Source organism: Streptomyces sp. NPDC004051 (genome assembly GCF_053604275.1).
The window spans coordinates 129,068-145,521 of sequence record NZ_JBSGHG010000003.1; the positions used below are offsets into that span (position 1 = coordinate 129,068).

The following is a 16,454-nucleotide window of genomic DNA, read 5'->3' on the forward strand; positions in this document are numbered from 1 at the left end:
TCCGACCGGCCCCAGCGTGACCCGTCGCAGCGGAGGCTGAGCGCCCGAGCCGCGTGAGACCGGACGGGCCGAGCCCCCGGTGACGTCCTCGCCTCGTACGCGGCGCCCGCTGCATGCCTCGCCGCCCGACCTCTGACCAGGAATTCACCTGCCGTCAAGATCGTTCAATCGGCATGCCACAGCACCAGGACGCCCCTGACGTACGTCCCGTCACCGATGCCGACGTCCCCATCGCGGTCGACACCCTCACCCGGGCCTTCGTCGACTATCCCTTCACCCGGCACGTGATCGCCGCAGACAACCACGAGGCCCGGATCCGGCGCTTCCAAGAACTCTGCCTGACCCGCATCGGGATGGTGTACGGCCGCGTGTGGGTTGCCGACGCGGGCCGCGCCGTCGCTGTCTGGGCCACTCCCGACCAGGACCCCTCGCCTGCCTTCGCCGAGATCGGCCCACTGCTCGGCGATCTCATCGGTGACCGGACCGCCGCCTACGATTCCGCGGAGCAGGCCGTCGCTCCGTATCGACCGCAGGAGCCGGCGTGGTTCCTCAACACGGTGGGGGTCGCCCCCGGATCCCAGGGGCGGGGCCTTGGTACCGCGGTGCTGATCCCCGGCATCGAGGCGGCCGAACGTGCCGAGCGCCCGGCGTTCCTGGAAACTTCCAGCGAGAGGAACGTGACGTTCTACGAGCGCCTCGGTTTCAAGGTCACAGCCGAGGTCCTGCTCCCCGGCTCCGGCCCCCGCACGTGGTGCATGCGCAGGGATCCGCGGTAGGGCTCCGGGGCCCGCAACGCGGGAGAAATCGGAGCCTGGACATCAGGTTTCCTGGCGTGCACAGCGCTCGCCATGTGCGGTGCGAGCACGTCACCCTGTTTCTTCCCATACGGTCCCGATCCGCTCGGCGCTCGGCCTTCGACGAGATTCGCTCAGCCTTCGCTGCGACAGGTCAGGCACGGAGTGATCACAGCGGCACCTACCGGGCGGTCACACCAGGCGCCGTGCCGTCGCCCAGCGGGTGAGTTCGTGGCGGTTGGAGAGCTGGAGCTTGCGCAGGACCGCCGAGACGTGGGACTCGACCGTCTTCACGGAGATGAAGAGCTGCTTGGCGATCTCCTTGTACGCGTAGCCGCGGGCGATCAGCCGCAGCACTTCGCGTTCGCGCTGGGTGAGGCGGTCGAGGTCCTCGTCGACCGGCGGGGCGTCGGTCGAGGCGAAGGCGTCGAGGACGAAGCCAGCCAGGCGGGGGGAGAAGACGGCGTCGCCCTCCTGGACCCGGAAGATCGAGTCGACCAGGTCGGTCCCGGTGATCGTCTTGGTCACGTATCCGCGGGCGCCGCCCCGGATCACGCCGATCACGTCCTCCGCCGCGTCCGAGACCGAGAGCGCGAGGAAGCGGACCGGCTGCTCGGCGTCGCCCATCAGCGGCGCGCAGCGGCGGAGCACTTCCACGCCTCCGCCACCGGGCAGGTGCACGTCGAGGAGGACGACCTCGGGCCGGGTCGCGGTGATGACCGTGACCGCCTGGTCGACGTCGGCGGCCTCACCGATCACCTCGACGCCGGTCTGTTCGGTCTGCCCGATCTCGGCCTGGACGCCCGTGCGGAACATGCGGTGGTCGTCGACGAGGACGACACGCACATGACGTCCGGCGCCGTCGGCCGGCCCCGCCGTTCCGTTCGTCCCGGTCGGCTCGGTGGGCTCGCTCATGACGTGTTCTCCGCCCTCTCCATCTCCAGCTCGACCTCCGTGCCGCCGTCCGGCACCGCGCGCAGCCGCGCCGTGCCGCCGTTGCGCTCCATGCGGCCGATGATCGATTCTCTGACACCCATGCGGTCGGCGGGTATCGAGTCGAGGTCGAAGCCCGGGCCGCGGTCCCGGACGGACACGAAGACCGTCCTTCCCTCGACTTCGGCGTAGACCTGTACGGCACCCCCCTCGCCACCGTACTTGGCCGCGTTCACCATGGCCTCACGCGCGGCCTGCATCTGCGGGCCGATCTTCTCGTCCAGCGGGCAGTCGCCGACGACGACGACCTCGATGGGGACGCCGTGCTTGTCCTCCACCTCGGCGGCGTTGCGCCGCACGGCCTCGGCGAGGGTGGTGGGCTCCTCGTCCTCGTCCTTGCCGGTGCCCTCGGGCTTGTAGAGCCAGTTGCGCAGGTCGCGCTCCTGGGCGCGGGCGAGGCGGCGCACCTCCCCCGGGCTCTCGGCGTTGCGCTGGATCAGGGTGAGGGTGTGCAGCACCGAGTCGTGGACGTGCGCGGCGACCTCGGCGCGCTCCTGGGCGCGGATGCGCATCAGCCGTTCCTCGGAGAGGTCCTGGGTCATGCGCACGAGGTAGGGGCCGGCGAGGAGGGTGATCCCGACGAGGACCGCGAGGGCCGCCTGGAGCACCGACGCGAGGTGGGTACCGGAGCCCCGCAGGACGAAGATGCCCGACACACCCGCCGTGACCAGCAGGACGCCGGCGCCGCCCCGCAGCAGGGTGACCGTACGGCGGCGGCTGCCGACCTCGACCCAGCGGGCCCGGCGCGCGTTGTCGGCCTGCCGCCAGACCAGGGCGACGCCCGCGCCGACCAGCACGGTCGGCCAGAGGTAGACCCTGGCGCCGTTGGACGTGTCCACACTGCCGACGAAGCCCATGGCCACGACGACCATGAGGAGCAGGGCGACGATCTGGCCCTTGTCCGGTCTGCGGGTGACGAGTCTGCGCCGTCCGTCCGGAGAGGTCTCGGTCCCGACCAGCGGGGGCGGCTTCTGCGCGTCCACACCGCCGACGCCGAGCGGTACGAAGAACCAGAACGCGGCGTACAGCAGCGCGCCGAGGCCGTCGGCCATGAACAGACCGACGAACACGAGCCGTACCCAGATCACGGGCAGCCCGAGGTGTCCGGCGAGCCCCCGCGCCACACCACCGAGCCAGCGTCCATCACCGCTGCGGTAGAGCTTGCGCGGCGGCCGCGGCTCGACGAGTGGCGCTGCTGCGGCTTCCGACATGTCAATGATGGTCACACGGTCCCCGGTTCCGGGGCATCAGGGTCGATCCCGGAGACTCCCCTGATCTCCGGTTCCGGCTCCTCGGGCAGCCCCCGGGCACCCCTCAGGGCCGATATCAGGGTCCGGCCAGGGTCGTCCCGACTGCCGCCGCGGCGGCTCGCCCGTCACCATGGACCCATGACAGATCACCAGCACGCCGCGCCGGGCCCGGGGCCCGGCTCCGGCGCGGTCGGAGAGGCCGCTTCCGGCGGGGCCCCGCGGCCGCCCGGTGAGGCGGGCGTGCCCGAGCCTCCGCACCGTTTCCGGCGCGACCGCCGGCACCAGATGATCGGTGGAGTGTGCTCCGGGCTCGGCCGGCAGTGCGACATGGACCCGGTGATCTTCCGCATCACGCTGGCGGTGCTCTCCGCCACCGGCGGCGTCGGCCTCATCTTCTACGGCTTCGCCTGGCTCCTCGTCCCGTACGAGGGCGAGGAGGAGAACGAGATGCGCAGACTGCTGACCGGCCGGGTCGGCGGCCACACGCTGGCGGCGATACTTTTCGCGCTGGTCGGCTGCGGCGTCTTCCTCACCATGCTGAACAACGGCGGGGTGCTGAGCTTCGCCGTGATGCTCTCCCTGCTGCTCGCCGGTGCCGGGTACTGGTCCCGGCACCGCGGTGCCCCCAGCCCCGACCCCCTCGCCGCCCAGGCCGCCGCCGACGCCCCGCCGGAGCCCCAGGCGCCGCCGGTTCCCGCCGCCTACTCCTCCTGGTGGCGCGATCCCATCGTCAAGGACGGCACGCACGTCGGCGGTACGGGCTACTTGTGGGGTCCGGGGAACTCCCGCGACCTGGACATCGCCTCGGTGGTCGACGTCCGCCTCGACCCCCACGGCTCCGGCCGCGGCGCCGCACGCCCCCCGCACCCGCGGCCGGCCAAGCCTCGAGGGCCCCGCGGGATCGGCGGCTGGGTCTTCCTGTTCGCCCTGCTCGCGGCCGGCCTGGGCACGGGCCTGACCTGGCAGGAGCATCCGCTCGGCACCAGCCTGCAGACCGGTCTCGCGTGTGCGCTCGCCGTCTTCGGCCTCGGTGTGGCGGTCAGCGCGTTCCTGGGCCGCACCGGGGCGGGGTCGATCATCTTGGCGGTCATCACCGCGGGACTGCTGGCCGCCTCCACGGCCGTGCCCGAGGACATCGGCACCGAGTGGATGCGCACCAGTTGGAAGCCCGCCTCGGTCGCACAGATACGCCCGGCGTACCACCTGGGCACGGGGAGCGGCACCCTCGATCTGTCCAAGGTGCGGGTGGCCGAAGGGCAGACCGTGTCGACACGGGCCGATGTCGGCCTGGGCCGCATCCACGTGATCGTGCCCGAGAACGTGACCGTGCGGCTGAACGTCCAGGTCGGGCTGGGCGACATCCAGTTGCCGGGCGACCTGCGGAAGGACGTGGACGTGGCACCCGACAAGCGCGAGGAGGCGACCCTGGCTCCGCCCGCGGGCGTCGAGAAGGCGGGCACGCTCCACCTGGAGCTCCAGGTCGGCACCGGACAGGCGGAGGTGAGCCGTGTTACGTCATGAGTTCCAGCCCGGCAGGCTGGTCGCCGGTGCCTTCCTCACCCTCGCCGGCGTGCTCTACGCCGGAGACGCGGGCGGCGCCTGGGACACCCCGTGGTTCGTCGTGTTCCCCGTCGTCGGGGGCGGCCTGTGCCTGGCCGCAGCGGTGGGCGGCGTGACGGGCCTGATACGCCGGAACAGGCGGTCCGGCGACCGGGAGAGCCAGGCGAAGTCACCGAGCTGACGGAGGCGGCCGGCGGCCGGACCGGCGCTTTCGCCGCAGGTGGGGCGGCCCTACCGGTAGTTGCTCACCCGGCGTCGCCGGCGCCCCCGGAGGGCGGCGTCCACGGAGAGCAGGGGTGCGCCTGCCAGTACCAGCGGAATCCAGCCCATGAGGTAGGGAAGATCATTTCCGTAGTAGTACGGTTCGGCGGCCCAGCTCACCGTCAGCCACAGGCTGAGGGAGATCAGCGCACCGCCGAGGGCGGCCGGTCGGGCGAGCAGACCGATGAGGGTTCCGATGCCGACGGCCAGCTCGCCGAAGGCGATGGCGTAGCCGAAGGCGACGGGATTCTCCAGGGACATGTCGACCAGTGCGGGAATGGCCGAGGAGTCGCGGACGGCACGCATCATGTCGCCGATCGACCCGGCCCCGGTGTCCTTCATGAACGCGCTGTCGGTGAGTTTGTCCAGTCCGGCGTAGATGAAGGTGATGCCGAGGAAGATCCGCAGAGGCAGGAGTGCGTACTGCGTCGCGGTGTCCCGCCAGTTCCTGCTGCCGTCGAAGCGAGGGCTGTACGTATCCACGCGCATGCCTTGGGTCATTGCCGTCTGCCGCCTCTCACCGCCGAACCGAGACCTCCTCGACAGACCATACGTACGACAAACAAGGCCGGATCAATCCCTCACCGCCCCGGTTTTCCGGAACGTCACCTGGACCACCCGGCTCGACCACCCGGCCGCGCCCACCGGTCCGGCCGGTCCGTCAGTCCGTCACGTCGATCGCGTACCGGTTCGTCTCCACCCCGGCTGCCGTGACGACCTGCACTTCCACCCGCCCCGGTTCCACCTCCGCCGGGACCGGAACGGTCAGCAGGGCGTCCGTCGGGTTGTCGAAACCGCCCCGCACCGGCACCAGCGGCACATGGACGTGCACCGTTCCCACCCGGACCACCATCCGGGCCAGCCGGTCGGCTCCCTGCGCGCCCATCGGAACGAAGCCGGTGCCCCGGATCTCGATGTCGTCGCCGGTCCGGATCGGCGCGTCCAGGTCCCCGGCCTCCCGCGCCCGTACCACCGAGAGGATGACCGGACGGCCGCCCTCCGCGTACTTGCCCGCCAGATAGGTCGCCGCCGACACCAGCACGACCACCGCGAGCCCCCACGGCAGATCGGGCAACTGGTCCGGCCGCCGTGCCAGCCGTACCGCCGCGAACACCAGCGCGACGGCGCTGATCACGACGTACTGGATGTCGGCGAAGCAGCCCCGTCCCGCGTCGTCGGTCAGCAGATCGGCCGCCCGGGGCCGGTCCGCACGTACCTTCTGCAGCCGCTGCCCCTGCACACGCAGTCCGACCACCCGCCGCACCACCACGGCGATCCCGCACACCACGGCGAGTACGGTCACCACGCCCGCACCGCGGGCCAGTTCCAGTCCCGCGATCAGCGCGTCGCGTTCCCTGGGCTCGGAGGCGACCGCCAGCTGTCCCACCAGGACCAGCACCGCGTACGCCAGGAGCAGCACCCAGGAGGCCGCCACCGCGCGGGACGTGGAAAGACGGTTGTCCTCCCCGATCACCGGCGCCAGCACCCCGCCCCGCGCCCGGTGGAACCACGAAGCGGCGGTCAGCGCGCCGGCCACCACCAGCGCGGCCAGCAACCCGGCCGTGCGGGCGGCACTCCAGCCCGAGCCGATCGCCGTGAGCGCCTGGCCCAGAAGCAGCAGCACGACCGCCGCCCACACCACGACCGCCGTCCGGCGCCACAGGCGCGCCAGCCAGGCCGCGCCCTCGGCCCGGCCCCGCTCGGCCACGAGTTCCGCGGCCTGCGCCAGCTCTTCCGAGACCCACTGGCGGGACGCGGACGCCGAGTGGGCGACCGCCGCGGGCAGCCCCTGTCCGGCCGCGTACTCCTCCCGCTTCAGCAGGAACGCGGCGACCGCGCGCCGGTGCCCCTCACGCACCCCGTGCGGACAGTCCCCGCAGGCGCAGCCGCCCTCGTGGGCGCCCATGTCCGCGCCATACCCCGTCACGGTGGGGTCCGCCTCCTGCACCGCCACGCCCGAAGCCCGCCTTTCCCCTGTCCGCGCACGTTGAAGATCACCATCGGTGCACGCAACTCCACGGCAACGACTGCGAATTGTGCCCTACGTCCGGCCCTCCCCACTCGGCAGGTCCGGTCAGCGGGTGAAGTTCGAGGCGCCGTGTTGACCCGGCCACGAGATCCCCCGTGGCGGCCCGTCGCCGACCAGCGCCTCCCGTCGACGATCGCCGTACGGTGCCCACTGCTCCATCCGGAGGACACCGCGGATACCCGACACACGGTGTCCGGTATCCGCGTCACACTCACCCCATGAACACGGACTCCATGGACACGAACTGGGAGGCCTTCACCTCCGCCGAACCCGATCTCGCGAAGACCGTGGAGGAGCGCTTCGGCGCGCACACCCACCACGTTCTCGCGACCCTGCGCAAGGACGGGTCGCCGCGCACCACCGGCCTGGAGGTGCGCTTCCTCAACGGTGAGCTGTGGCTCGGCATGATGCCGGACTCGCTCAAGGCACTCGATCTGCGCCGCGACCCGCGCTTCGCGCTCCAGGCGAACCCCGGGGCGGGGACGGGCATGGGCGGCGGGGACGTGCGGATCAGCGGACGCGCGTTCGAGGTCGACGACGCGGACACCAGGAGCGAGTACGCCGAAGAGGTGGAACCGCCGGAGCCGTTCCACCTCTTCCGCACCGAGTTGACGGAGGTCGTGCGGACCTACGTGGAGGACGAGACGTATCTCGTCCTCCAGGTCTGGAAGCCCGGTGAGCCGGTGCGCACGCTCAAACGGACGTGAGCCCCCTCCGAACGGGGACTGCCCGAACGGGGACTGCCCGAACGGGGACTACTCCCACTCGATGGTCCCCGGCGGCTTGGAGGTCACGTCGAGGACGACGCGGTTGACGTCCCGCACCTCGTTGGTGATGCGGGTCGAGATCTTCCCGAGGACGTCGTACGGCAGCCGCGACCAGTCGGCGGTCATCGCGTCCTCGGAGGACACCGGGCGCAGGACGACGGGGTGGCCGTAGGTGCGGCCGTCGCCCTGGACACCGACGCTGCGGACGTCCGCGAGCAGGACCACGGGGCACTGCCAGATGTCCCGGTCGAGGCCGGCCGCGGTGAGCTCCTCGCGGGCGATGGCATCGGCCTCGCGCAGCAGGTCGAGCCGCTCCCTGGTCACCTCGCCGACGATGCGGATGCCGAGTCCCGGGCCGGGGAACGGCTGCCGCTGGACGATCTCCTCGGGCAGGCCGAGTTCCTGGCCGACCATCCGGACCTCGTCCTTGAACAGCTGGCGCAGCGGCTCGATCAGCTTGAACTCGAGGTCCTCGGGCAAACCGCCCACATTGTGGTGGGACTTGATGTTGGCGGTGCCGGTGCCCCCGCCGGACTCGACGACGTCCGGGTAGAGGGTGCCCTGGACCAGGAACTCCACGGCCGGGCCCGCGTCCGCGACGATCTCGGCCTGGGCCTGCTCGAAGACCCGGATGAACTCGCGGCCGATGATCTTCCGCTTCTCCTCGGGGTCCGAGACGCCCTTGAGCGCGGTCAGGAACCGCTCCGACGCGTCCACGACCTTCAACTGCACGCCGGTCGCGGCGACGAAGTCCTTCTCGACCTGCTCGGTCTCGCCCTTGCGCATCAGGCCGTGGTCGACGTACACGCAGGTCAGCTGCGCACCGATGGCCCTCTGGACGAGGGCCGCGGCGACGGCGGAGTCCACCCCGCCGGACAGACCGCAGATGGCGCGCCGGTCACCGACCTGCTCGCGGATGGCGGCGACCTGGTCCTCGATGACGCTGCCGGTGGTCCAGCTCGGGCTCAGGCCCGCGCCCCGGTACAGGAAGTGCTCCAGCACCTGCTGCCCGTGCGTGGAGTGCATCACCTCGGGGTGGTACTGGACGCCGTAGAGCTTCTTGTCGTCGTTCTCGAAGGCGGCGACCGGGACGACGTCCGTGGAGGCCGTGACGGCGAAGCCCTCGGGGGCGGCGGAGCAGGCGTCGCCGTGCGACATCCACACGGCCTGCTCGTCCGGGGTGCCCTCGAAGAGGGTGGAGGACGACTTGGAGACGTGCAGCTCCGTACGGCCGTACTCACGTGCGCCGGTGTTGTCCACCCGGCCGCCCAGGGCCTGCGCCATGAGCTGGAAGCCGTAGCACATGCCGAAGACCGGGACACCGGCCTCGAAGAGCGCGCGGTCGACGGTGGGGGCGCCCTCCTCGTAGACCGACGAGGGGCCGCCGGAGAGAATGATCGCCGCCGGGTTCTTGGCGAGGATCTCCGCGACCGGCATGGTGCTCGGCACGATCTCGCTGTAGACCCGCGCCTCGCGGACGCGACGGGCGATGAGCTGGGCGTACTGCGCGCCGAAGTCGACGACCAGGACGGTGTCGGGCGCGTTGGCAGCGGAAGTCGCTGATGACACGAGGTGCCTTCCGGCGGTGGGCGGGTCTGGTGTCTTCCGATTCTAGCCGGTGGGCATGCGGCCCTCTCCGGGCTCCGGCACCCCTGCACGGCAGGGGTCCGTCTCACCATGCGACCACCCGTGTTGGACGGCCGGGGCGAGCGCGGCATACTGGGACCCATGTTCACGCGCACGGCCGTCTCGGCTTTCTTCTTTACCTATGGCAACCGGCCCACCGGCTGCCATGGTCGTGCTGCTTGAGCAACTGACAAGCGACTTCCCAGGCGCCCCGGGCCGACAAGGTCCGGGGCGCCTGGCGTTTTCGGACCCGATCGATCCGGGGGCGCCCCACACATCCAGCGAGGAGCCCCGTCATGGCCACCACCACCGACGTCACCACCGACAGCACGACCGTCGACAACACCACCGCCGAGAGGACCGGCGCCCGCACCGCCGAGGCCGCCGACGTGATCACCGGTGCCCGCGAGCGGATTGACGCCCTGGACGATCGGATCATCGGCCTGGTCCAGGAACGGATGGCCGTGTCGGCCGTCATCCAGCGGGAACGGATCGCCTCCGGCGGCCGGCGCGTGAACCTCTCCCGCGAGATGGAGATCCTCAGCCACTACAGGGAGGCCCTGGGCAAGTCGGGCACCACGCTCGCGATGACCCTGCTGGAGCTGAGCCGCGGCAGGATCTGAAACGGCCGAGCACCGGCGACCGGACACCGGATCCGCGTGCCAGGCACACACGTACGCATCCCTCCTCACCCGTACGGCGCGTGACCGGAGCCGTGGTCGTGCCGTTGGTAGGGGTGTCCGTGTCAGCCAGGGGCGGGCTCGAAAGAACCACGCGTGGCTCGCCGGAGCGATGAGACGTGCGGATCGTGCCGCGCGTCGTGGGACCTCGTTCCGGGCAGGTGACCGGACGGCAGGGGACAGCAGCCCGGTCACCCGGGAGAACGGCCGGCTCCGGGGACGCCCGGGGCCGACCGGCGGGGCCCTCCCCCGCGGTCGGCGCCCGTGCGGGACGTGGTGTCAGGTGCGGGTCACGACGCCGCATTCTCCGGTGGCCCCGTCCAGGCCCCGGCTCCGGTCGTACGGATCCCGCTCCTCCCCCGTCGGCATGGGGCTGCTCTCCAGGTCGGCGAGGAACTGCGGGCGTATCACTCCGTCGCCCTCGCGGCAGTCGTCGTTGCCGATCTCGCTGTTGCTGTCGGCGAGCCAGATGTGTCCGTCGGTCGCCTGGAACCTGGCGGGGTCCACCGCCTCCACCTCGATCACCCGGCGCGCGATCACCCGGGTCACCTCGCCGCCACCGGGGCGGGCGAGCGCGTACACGAAGGTGTAGTCACCCTTGACCACGGCCTTCCCTTCGGTTCCGCGCACGGGCTCGACCGCCAGACGGCCGCGAACCCTCACATCGCCCACCAGTTCGACCTCGTCGGGGTCGAACCGGGTGAAGATCCACACCGGGTCGTTCTCCACCGTGGGCCTGCGCAGACCGGCGCGCAGCTCGGCGAGGTAGTCCCCCATCAACGGGTCGAGGAGGGCCAGCGCCTTCTTCGGCTCGGCCCCCATGATCACCTCGTGGTCGAGGTTCGAGGCGATCAGGAAGTCCCTCGCTCCTTCCAGGGCCGCCCCGACCGAGGCCGCGGAGACGCCGTTGACGGCCTTCGCCCTCCCCTCCGGCAACCGGATCGCCTCCGCTCCCGACTCCCACCGTGCGGCCGGGGAGCCGGCGAAGGGCCGCTCCCGGGTGGGCATATCGGCGAGGGCCGCGGAGGGGGCGCCCGTGGGGCGGGCGGTCTCGGGGGCGAGCGGTGCGGCGGAGGCGCCGTCCGCCCCGTCCTCGCCGAGACCGCCGGGCAGCCAGGAGCGCGCGCCGGACGGGTCGACGGCGACCACGGCCACCGCCACGGCCACCAGTACGCCGACGACACTCCAGCCCGTGCGCCGGCGCGTGGTGCGGCCGTTCATCTCCTGCCAGGCGGGCCCGGTGCGCCACCCCTCGGGCTGGGCGGCGGGCCCGTTCCGGCCCCGACGGCGCTTTCCGCCGGCGCCGTTCGACCTGGCCTGCGCCTCGTCCATGGCGCGCAGCCGCTCGGTCACCATCCGCGCCCGCGCGGACGGTTCCTTCGGGGCGGTGGCGCGGATGTCGCGCTCACTGTCCTCGAAGAACTTGTCCCACACATCGTCGGGCGGAGTGGAGGACTCCGGTCTCGTGGGTTCTTCGGACGGCTGCTCGGGCACTTGGGGATGCGCTTTCTGTCCAGGGGGATCGGATTCCGTCGACGCGGATCGAAGGGTGAGCGTACGCCCGTACCGATCACCCCGTACGAGTGATCCACATCACATAAAATTCCTGTCAGATCCAGGACAACCATTCACGGGGTTCGGTGATCAAACCATCAGAACCACGGGCCACACCCCGCGCCCCACCGCGGAGGCCTCCCCACTGACGCGTACCGCAACCGGCGGTACACCTGACTTCCCGAGGTCTTCATGAAGCTCCGCCGTGCCATGGCTGTTGCGGCCGCAACAGCAGTGATCGCCCCGGCTGCGCTCCTCGCGGCTCCGGCCGCGTACGCCACTGACGAGACGAACCCGTCGCCGATCGCCTCCTCCCCCGAGGTGGCCCCCGAAGAGACCGACCCGGCGGAGACGGACGCCCCTGCCCCGGAGCCGTCCGCCACCGAGACGACCGACGACACTGCCAACCCCGGCGAGACCGAGCCCGGCGAGACCGGCGAGCCCGGCGACGAAGAGCCGGAGCCCGAGCCCAGCGAGACCGAGACCGGCGAGCCCGGCGACGAAGAGCCCGAGCCCGAGCCCAGCGAGACCGAGCCGGAGGAGTCCGAGACCCCGGACCCCGAGCCGTCCATATGCGAGGACACCAAGGTCGACGTCGGCTTCTCCGGCCTGCCCGGCAAGATCTCGGTGGGCAGCGGCTGGCACAAGTTCTCGCTGGACGTGGTGAACAACTCCGACTCCACCCTCGAGGACCTCGACTACTTCGCCGGCGCCTCCGCCGACGAGTACTGGGAGGACATGTTCCGGAGCAAGCACGTCCAGCTGCAGGTCTGGGACCCGGAGGACGAGATCTGGACCGACCTCAACGAGGGCGGCTACGCGGTCGGTTACATCGGCTACAGCACCGAGCTCGAAGCCGGCTACCAGGTCAACATCCCGATGCGGATCAACGTGAAGGCCTCCGCCCCGGTCGGCGCCGGCTTCTCGCTCGGCGCGACGATCTACGGCGACAGCGACGGCGAGTGCACCGGCTTCGGTGAGGTGTCGTACAAGTTCCAGATCGTGGCCGCCGGTACGAACACGGAGGGCACCAAGCCGCAGGTCGGCGGCAAGGCCCCCGTCACGGACAAGAAGCCGGCCGCCGACACCCCGAAGGTCACCGGCAGCCTGGCCGAGACCGGTGCCGGCTCCGCGCTTCCGATGATCGGCCTCCTCGGCGGTGCCGCCGTCGCGGCCGGCGTCGGTGCGGTGTTCGTGGTGCGTCGCCGCAACGCCGGCTCGGTGGCGTGAGCACGCCGTGAGCAAGGTGGCGTGAACACGCCGCAGCCATAGGAAGAGGACCTGCGCTCGGAGGGGGGCGCAGGTCCTCTTTCCTTCTCCGGATCACTCGGACCGTCAGGACCGTCAGGACCGCCCGAACGGTCCGGCTGTCGCGGTTACTTCCTCGGCGGCACCGTCGGCATCCCCAGGAACGGCAGCCGCAGCGCGCCGAACGCGTCCGCCGGGACCGCCGGCGCCTTCGGCTCGACCGGCCGGAGCCGCTCGTAGGCCGCTCCCTGCTGCGGACGGGGGTCGGGTTCGCCCTTGTTGGGCCAGTACGCCATGGCCCGCTCGGCCTGTGCCGTGATCGTCAGGGACGGGTTGACGCCCAGGTTCGCCGAGACCGCCGCCCCGTCCACGACCGAGATGCCGGGGTGACCGTAGAGGCGGTGGTACGGGTCGACCACACCGGTGTCCCGGGTGGCGCCGATGGGGCAGCCGCCCAGGAAGTGGGCGGTGAGCGGCATGCCCGACAGTTCGCCGATGTTGGAACCGGCGAACCCGTTGATCTCGGCCGCCAGGGCGGACGCCCCCTCCGTGGCCGCCTTGATCTGCTTGGGGTTGGCGGCGCCGTGTCCCTGCCGCGCGGTGAGCAGCCCGCGGCCCGCTCCGGACGGTTTCAGGTACGTCGTCAGGGAGTTGTCCAACGACTGCATCACCAGGCCGATGATGGTCCGCTCCGACCAGCGCCGGTTGGAGAGCGAACGCATCATCAGCAAGGGGTGCCTCGCCGCGTTGCCCAGCCAGCCCAGCGCCCTGGCCGCGCCCGAACCGCCGCCCGCGTACGGGACCTGGAGGATCGACAGGGCGCCCATCGAGTTGGAGCCTCGGCCGTAACGGACCGGTTCGATGTGGGTGTTCTCGTCGGGGTGGATCGACGAGGTGATGGCCACACCGCGGGTGAAGTCGACCTTGGGCGCCCCCGTCGCCTTGCGGTAGCGGCGGTCGTCGGTCTGCGCCCCGACCAGCGCCTCGGAGTTGGTACGGGTCAGTTCGCCCAGCCGGTCCGAGAGGTGCGGGAGCTGACCGTTGGCCTTCATCCGGTGCAGCAGCGTCTGGGTGCCGTACGTGCCCGCGGCCAGCACGACGCGGTGGGCCCGGAAGGTCCGCCCGCGGCCCTTGCGGCGGTTGTGGGTGGGGAGCGTGGCGACGGCGAACCCTCCCTGCGAGTCCTCCGTCACCGACACGGCCGTCGTCATGGGGTGGACGACCGCGCCCGCCTTCTCGGCGAGGTGGAGGTAGTTCTCGTTGAGGGTGTTCTTCGCACCGTGCCGGCAACCGGTCATGCACTCGCCGCATTCGGTGCAGGCCCGGCGCGAGGGGCCCGCCCCGCCGAAGTACGGGTCGGCCGCCTCCCGCCCCGGCTTCGCCCGCACCGTGCCGTCGGCGTCCTCGCCGTCACCGAAGAAGACGCCGACCGGGGCCATGTGGAAGGTGTCGCCCACGCCCATCCGCTCGGCCGCCGCCTTCAGGTGCACGTCGGACGGGGTCGTCGTCGGGTTGAGCCGTACGCCGAGCATGCGCCGCGCCTGGTCGTAGTACGGCCTCAGCTCGTCCTGCCAGTCGGTGATGTCGCGCCACTGCGGGTCGTCGAAGAAGGGCTCGGGCGGTACGTAGAGGGTGTTGGCGTAGTTGAGGGAGCCGCCGCCGACGCCCGCGCCGGCCAGGACCATGACGTTGCCCAGCAGATGGATGCGCTGGATGCCGTACATGCCGAGCCTGGGGGCCCACAGGTAGTTCCGCAGGTCCCAGGAGTTCTTCGGCAGGGAGTCACGGGTGAAGCGGCGGCCCGCTTCCAGTACGCCGACGCGGTAGCCCTTCTCGGTCAGGCGCAGGGCCGTGACGGAACCGCCGAAGCCCGAGCCGACGACGAGGACGTCGTAGTCGTACACGGCGTCGTGCGCCGTGTCGTGCGCCGTGTCGTGCAGCGTCTCGTCCTGGCGTTCGTCGTTCCGGTCCTGGGCGGAGTTCTCCTGTGACACGTGCTCTCCTCGTCGAAAGCCGCGGTGCCGGCTCGGCTCGGGCGGGCGGGGCGGGCGGGGCGGGCGGGGCAGGGCGGGCTAGCGGAAACGGAATGCCTTCATCAGGCGCAGGCTCCGGCTCATCAACTCCGCGTACCGCTCGTCGTCCAGGCCGAGGGAGGGTGCCATCGGCAGCAGCCGCTGGTGTGCGACGGTCTGGGCCTCCGTGTACTTGAGGATGCCCTCGGAGCCGTGCCGGCGGCCGAGGCCGGAGTCCTTCATGCCGCCCATCGGCGACTGGGCGCTGCCGTAGGCGGGCGCGTACCCCTCGTTGATGTTGACGGTGCCGGTGCGCAGCCGGGCGGCCACCTCGCGGCCGCGCCGGGCGTCCTTCGTCCAGACCGAGGCGTTCAGGCCGTACGGAGTGGAGTTGGCGCGTTCGACGGCCTCGTCGTCGGAGCCGAAGCGGTAGAGGGAGACGACCGGGCCGAAGGTCTCCTCCGCGCAGACGGTCATGGACTCCTGGACGCCGTCGAGGATGGTCGGCTCGTAGAAGTATGGTCCGACGTCCGGCCGGGCCCTGCCGCCCGCGATCACCTCGGCGCCCTTCGCGACGGCGTCCGCCACGTGCCGGGTGACGGCCTCCAGCTGGCGTTCGCCGACCAGGGAGCCCATGTCGGCGCCGTAGCTCAGGGAGGTGCCGAGGCGGATCGCGCGGGTCCGGGCGGCGAAGCGTTCCAGGAAGGCGTCGGCGACCGACTCGTGGACGTACAGCCGCTCGATGGAGATGCAGAGCTGGCCCGCGGAGGAGAAGCAGGCGCGGACGGCGCCGGCGGCGGCCTTGTCCAGGTCGGCGTCGTCCAGGACCAGCATGGCGTTCTTGCCGCCGAGTTCGAGGGAGACGCCGACCAGGCGGGCGGCCGCGCTTTGGGCGACCTCGCGGCCGGTGCGGGTGGAGCCGGTGAAGGAGACGTAGTCGGCGTGCCGGACGACCTCCGGACCGACCACCGGCCCCTCGCCGAGCACGACCTGGAAGACGTCGGCGGGCAGCCCGGCCTCGATCAGCAGGTCACGGGCCCAGAGCGCGGTGAGGCAGGTCTCCGTGTCGGGCTTCATCACGACCGCGTTGCCCGCGACGAACGCCGGGAGCGCGTCGCCGACGGACAGTTCGAGCGGGTAGTTCCAGGGCGCGATCTGGCCGACGACACCGCGCGGATGACGCAGTTCGGTGACCTTCGTGAGGGCCGGCACGGCGCCCGCGTGGCGCCTGGGCCGCAGATACGCGGCGGCCCGGCGGCCGTAGTGGCGGGCTGCGATGGCGACGGCCTGGACCTCCTCGTGGGCGTGCAGGCGGGCCTTGCCGGTCTCCAGCTGGATCAGGTCGAGCACCTCGGCCTGGCGCTCCAGCACCAGGTCGTGGAACCGGAGCAGTACGGCGGCGCGGCGTCGTACCGGGATCTGCGCCCACACGGCCTGGGCGGCGCGGGCCGCCGCGAAGGCCCGCTCCACGTCCTCGGGGGTCGACTCGGGGAGGTCCGCCAGCTTCTCGCCGGTGAAGGGCGTGTGGTTGGCGGTCCGCCCGGAACCCACGACTCCCTTGGTGAGCTGGGCGACCAGTTCGGGAGTGACCACGTCGGCCGCGGTGCGGGCGCCCGCGGGGGCGGGGGCGAGGGGGTTGGTACCGGTGGTGTCCCGGATGGTCTGCACGTCCGTCATGAG

14 protein-coding genes are annotated in these 16,454 nt (G+C 71.6%); 6 read left to right on the top strand and 8 right to left on the bottom strand.

The genetic code is table 11. The features are described from left to right. Positions 1-173: 173 nt before the first annotated feature. On the top strand, positions 174-776 hold the full coding sequence (locus ACWEQO_RS05870) for a GNAT family N-acetyltransferase (protein ID WP_452979389.1): 603 nt from the start codon (positions 174-176) through the stop codon (positions 774-776). A gap of 210 nt (positions 777-986) precedes the next feature. On the opposite strand, the gene ACWEQO_RS05875 is transcribed toward ACWEQO_RS05870, so the two are convergent. Then, positions 987-1,709 (bottom strand): response regulator transcription factor, encoded by a 723-nt coding sequence (locus ACWEQO_RS05875; RefSeq protein WP_361450059.1) that lies wholly within the window; start codon positions 1,707-1,709, stop codon positions 987-989. After that, entirely contained in the window at positions 1,706-2,998 is a 1,293-nt protein-coding gene (locus ACWEQO_RS05880) for an ATP-binding protein (protein WP_361450056.1), read from the bottom strand. Before ACWEQO_RS05880 ends, ACWEQO_RS05875 begins: the two co-directional genes overlap by 4 nt. 177 nt (positions 2,999-3,175) lie before the next feature. Between ACWEQO_RS05880 and ACWEQO_RS05885 the strand changes: the two genes are divergently transcribed. After that, on the top strand, positions 3,176-4,558 hold the full coding sequence (locus ACWEQO_RS05885; RefSeq protein WP_361450053.1) for a PspC domain-containing protein: 1,383 nt from the start codon (positions 3,176-3,178) through the stop codon (positions 4,556-4,558). Then, the gene (locus ACWEQO_RS05890) at positions 4,545-4,778 is read left to right on the top strand and encodes a hypothetical protein (protein ID WP_361450050.1); all 234 of its coding nucleotides are present in this window, start codon (positions 4,545-4,547) and stop codon (positions 4,776-4,778) included. The genes ACWEQO_RS05885 and ACWEQO_RS05890 overlap by 14 nt, the downstream gene beginning before the upstream one ends. Before the next feature lie 50 nt (positions 4,779-4,828). Here the strand turns inward: ACWEQO_RS05890 and ACWEQO_RS05895 are convergent, their stop codons facing one another. Next, positions 4,829-5,359, bottom strand: coding sequence for a DoxX family protein (locus tag ACWEQO_RS05895; protein ID WP_361450047.1), 531 nt, complete (start codon positions 5,357-5,359; stop codon positions 4,829-4,831). Between the two features lie 160 nt (positions 5,360-5,519). Next, complete coding sequence (locus ACWEQO_RS05900) at positions 5,520-6,812, bottom strand: hypothetical protein (protein WP_452979396.1); 1,293 nt, start codon at positions 6,810-6,812, stop codon at positions 5,520-5,522. Between the two features lie 308 nt (positions 6,813-7,120). Between ACWEQO_RS05900 and ACWEQO_RS05905 the strand changes: the two genes are divergently transcribed. Beyond that, the gene (locus tag ACWEQO_RS05905; protein ID WP_361450355.1) at positions 7,121-7,594 is read left to right on the top strand and encodes a pyridoxamine 5'-phosphate oxidase family protein; all 474 of its coding nucleotides are present in this window, start codon (positions 7,121-7,123) and stop codon (positions 7,592-7,594) included. A 48-nt stretch (positions 7,595-7,642) separates the two neighbouring features. Here ACWEQO_RS05905 and guaA read toward each other — a convergent pair whose 3' ends face one another. Further along, complete coding sequence (guaA, locus tag ACWEQO_RS05910; protein ID WP_361450044.1) at positions 7,643-9,223, bottom strand: glutamine-hydrolyzing GMP synthase; 1,581 nt, start codon at positions 9,221-9,223, stop codon at positions 7,643-7,645. 353 nt (positions 9,224-9,576) lie between these two features. Here guaA and ACWEQO_RS05915 point away from each other — a divergent pair, with 353 nt between their 5' ends. Then, complete coding sequence (locus tag ACWEQO_RS05915) at positions 9,577-9,903, top strand: chorismate mutase (RefSeq protein WP_452979399.1); 327 nt, start codon at positions 9,577-9,579, stop codon at positions 9,901-9,903. Positions 9,904-10,239: 336 nt separating this feature from the next. Here ACWEQO_RS05915 and ACWEQO_RS05920 read toward each other — a convergent pair whose 3' ends face one another. Continuing rightward, complete coding sequence (locus tag ACWEQO_RS05920) at positions 10,240-11,454, bottom strand: hypothetical protein (RefSeq protein WP_452979402.1); 1,215 nt, start codon at positions 11,452-11,454, stop codon at positions 10,240-10,242. Positions 11,455-11,706: 252 nt separating this feature from the next. On the opposite strand from ACWEQO_RS05920, the gene ACWEQO_RS05925 reads away from it, so the two are divergent. After that, positions 11,707-12,744, top strand: coding sequence for a hypothetical protein (locus tag ACWEQO_RS05925; protein WP_452979404.1), 1,038 nt, complete (start codon positions 11,707-11,709; stop codon positions 12,742-12,744). Between the two features lie 146 nt (positions 12,745-12,890). Here ACWEQO_RS05925 and ACWEQO_RS05930 read toward each other — a convergent pair whose 3' ends face one another. Together ACWEQO_RS05930 and ACWEQO_RS05935 are read right to left on the bottom strand one after the other, a co-directional pair. Beyond that, positions 12,891-14,756, bottom strand: coding sequence for a GMC oxidoreductase (locus tag ACWEQO_RS05930; RefSeq protein WP_452979406.1), 1,866 nt, complete (start codon positions 14,754-14,756; stop codon positions 12,891-12,893). A gap of 78 nt (positions 14,757-14,834) precedes the next feature. Next, positions 14,835-16,451 carry a succinic semialdehyde dehydrogenase gene (locus tag ACWEQO_RS05935; protein ID WP_452979408.1) on the bottom strand — a complete coding sequence of 539 codons (1,617 nt, stop codon included), beginning with the start codon at positions 16,449-16,451 and terminating at the stop codon, positions 14,835-14,837. Between the last annotated feature and the right edge of the window lie 3 nt (positions 16,452-16,454).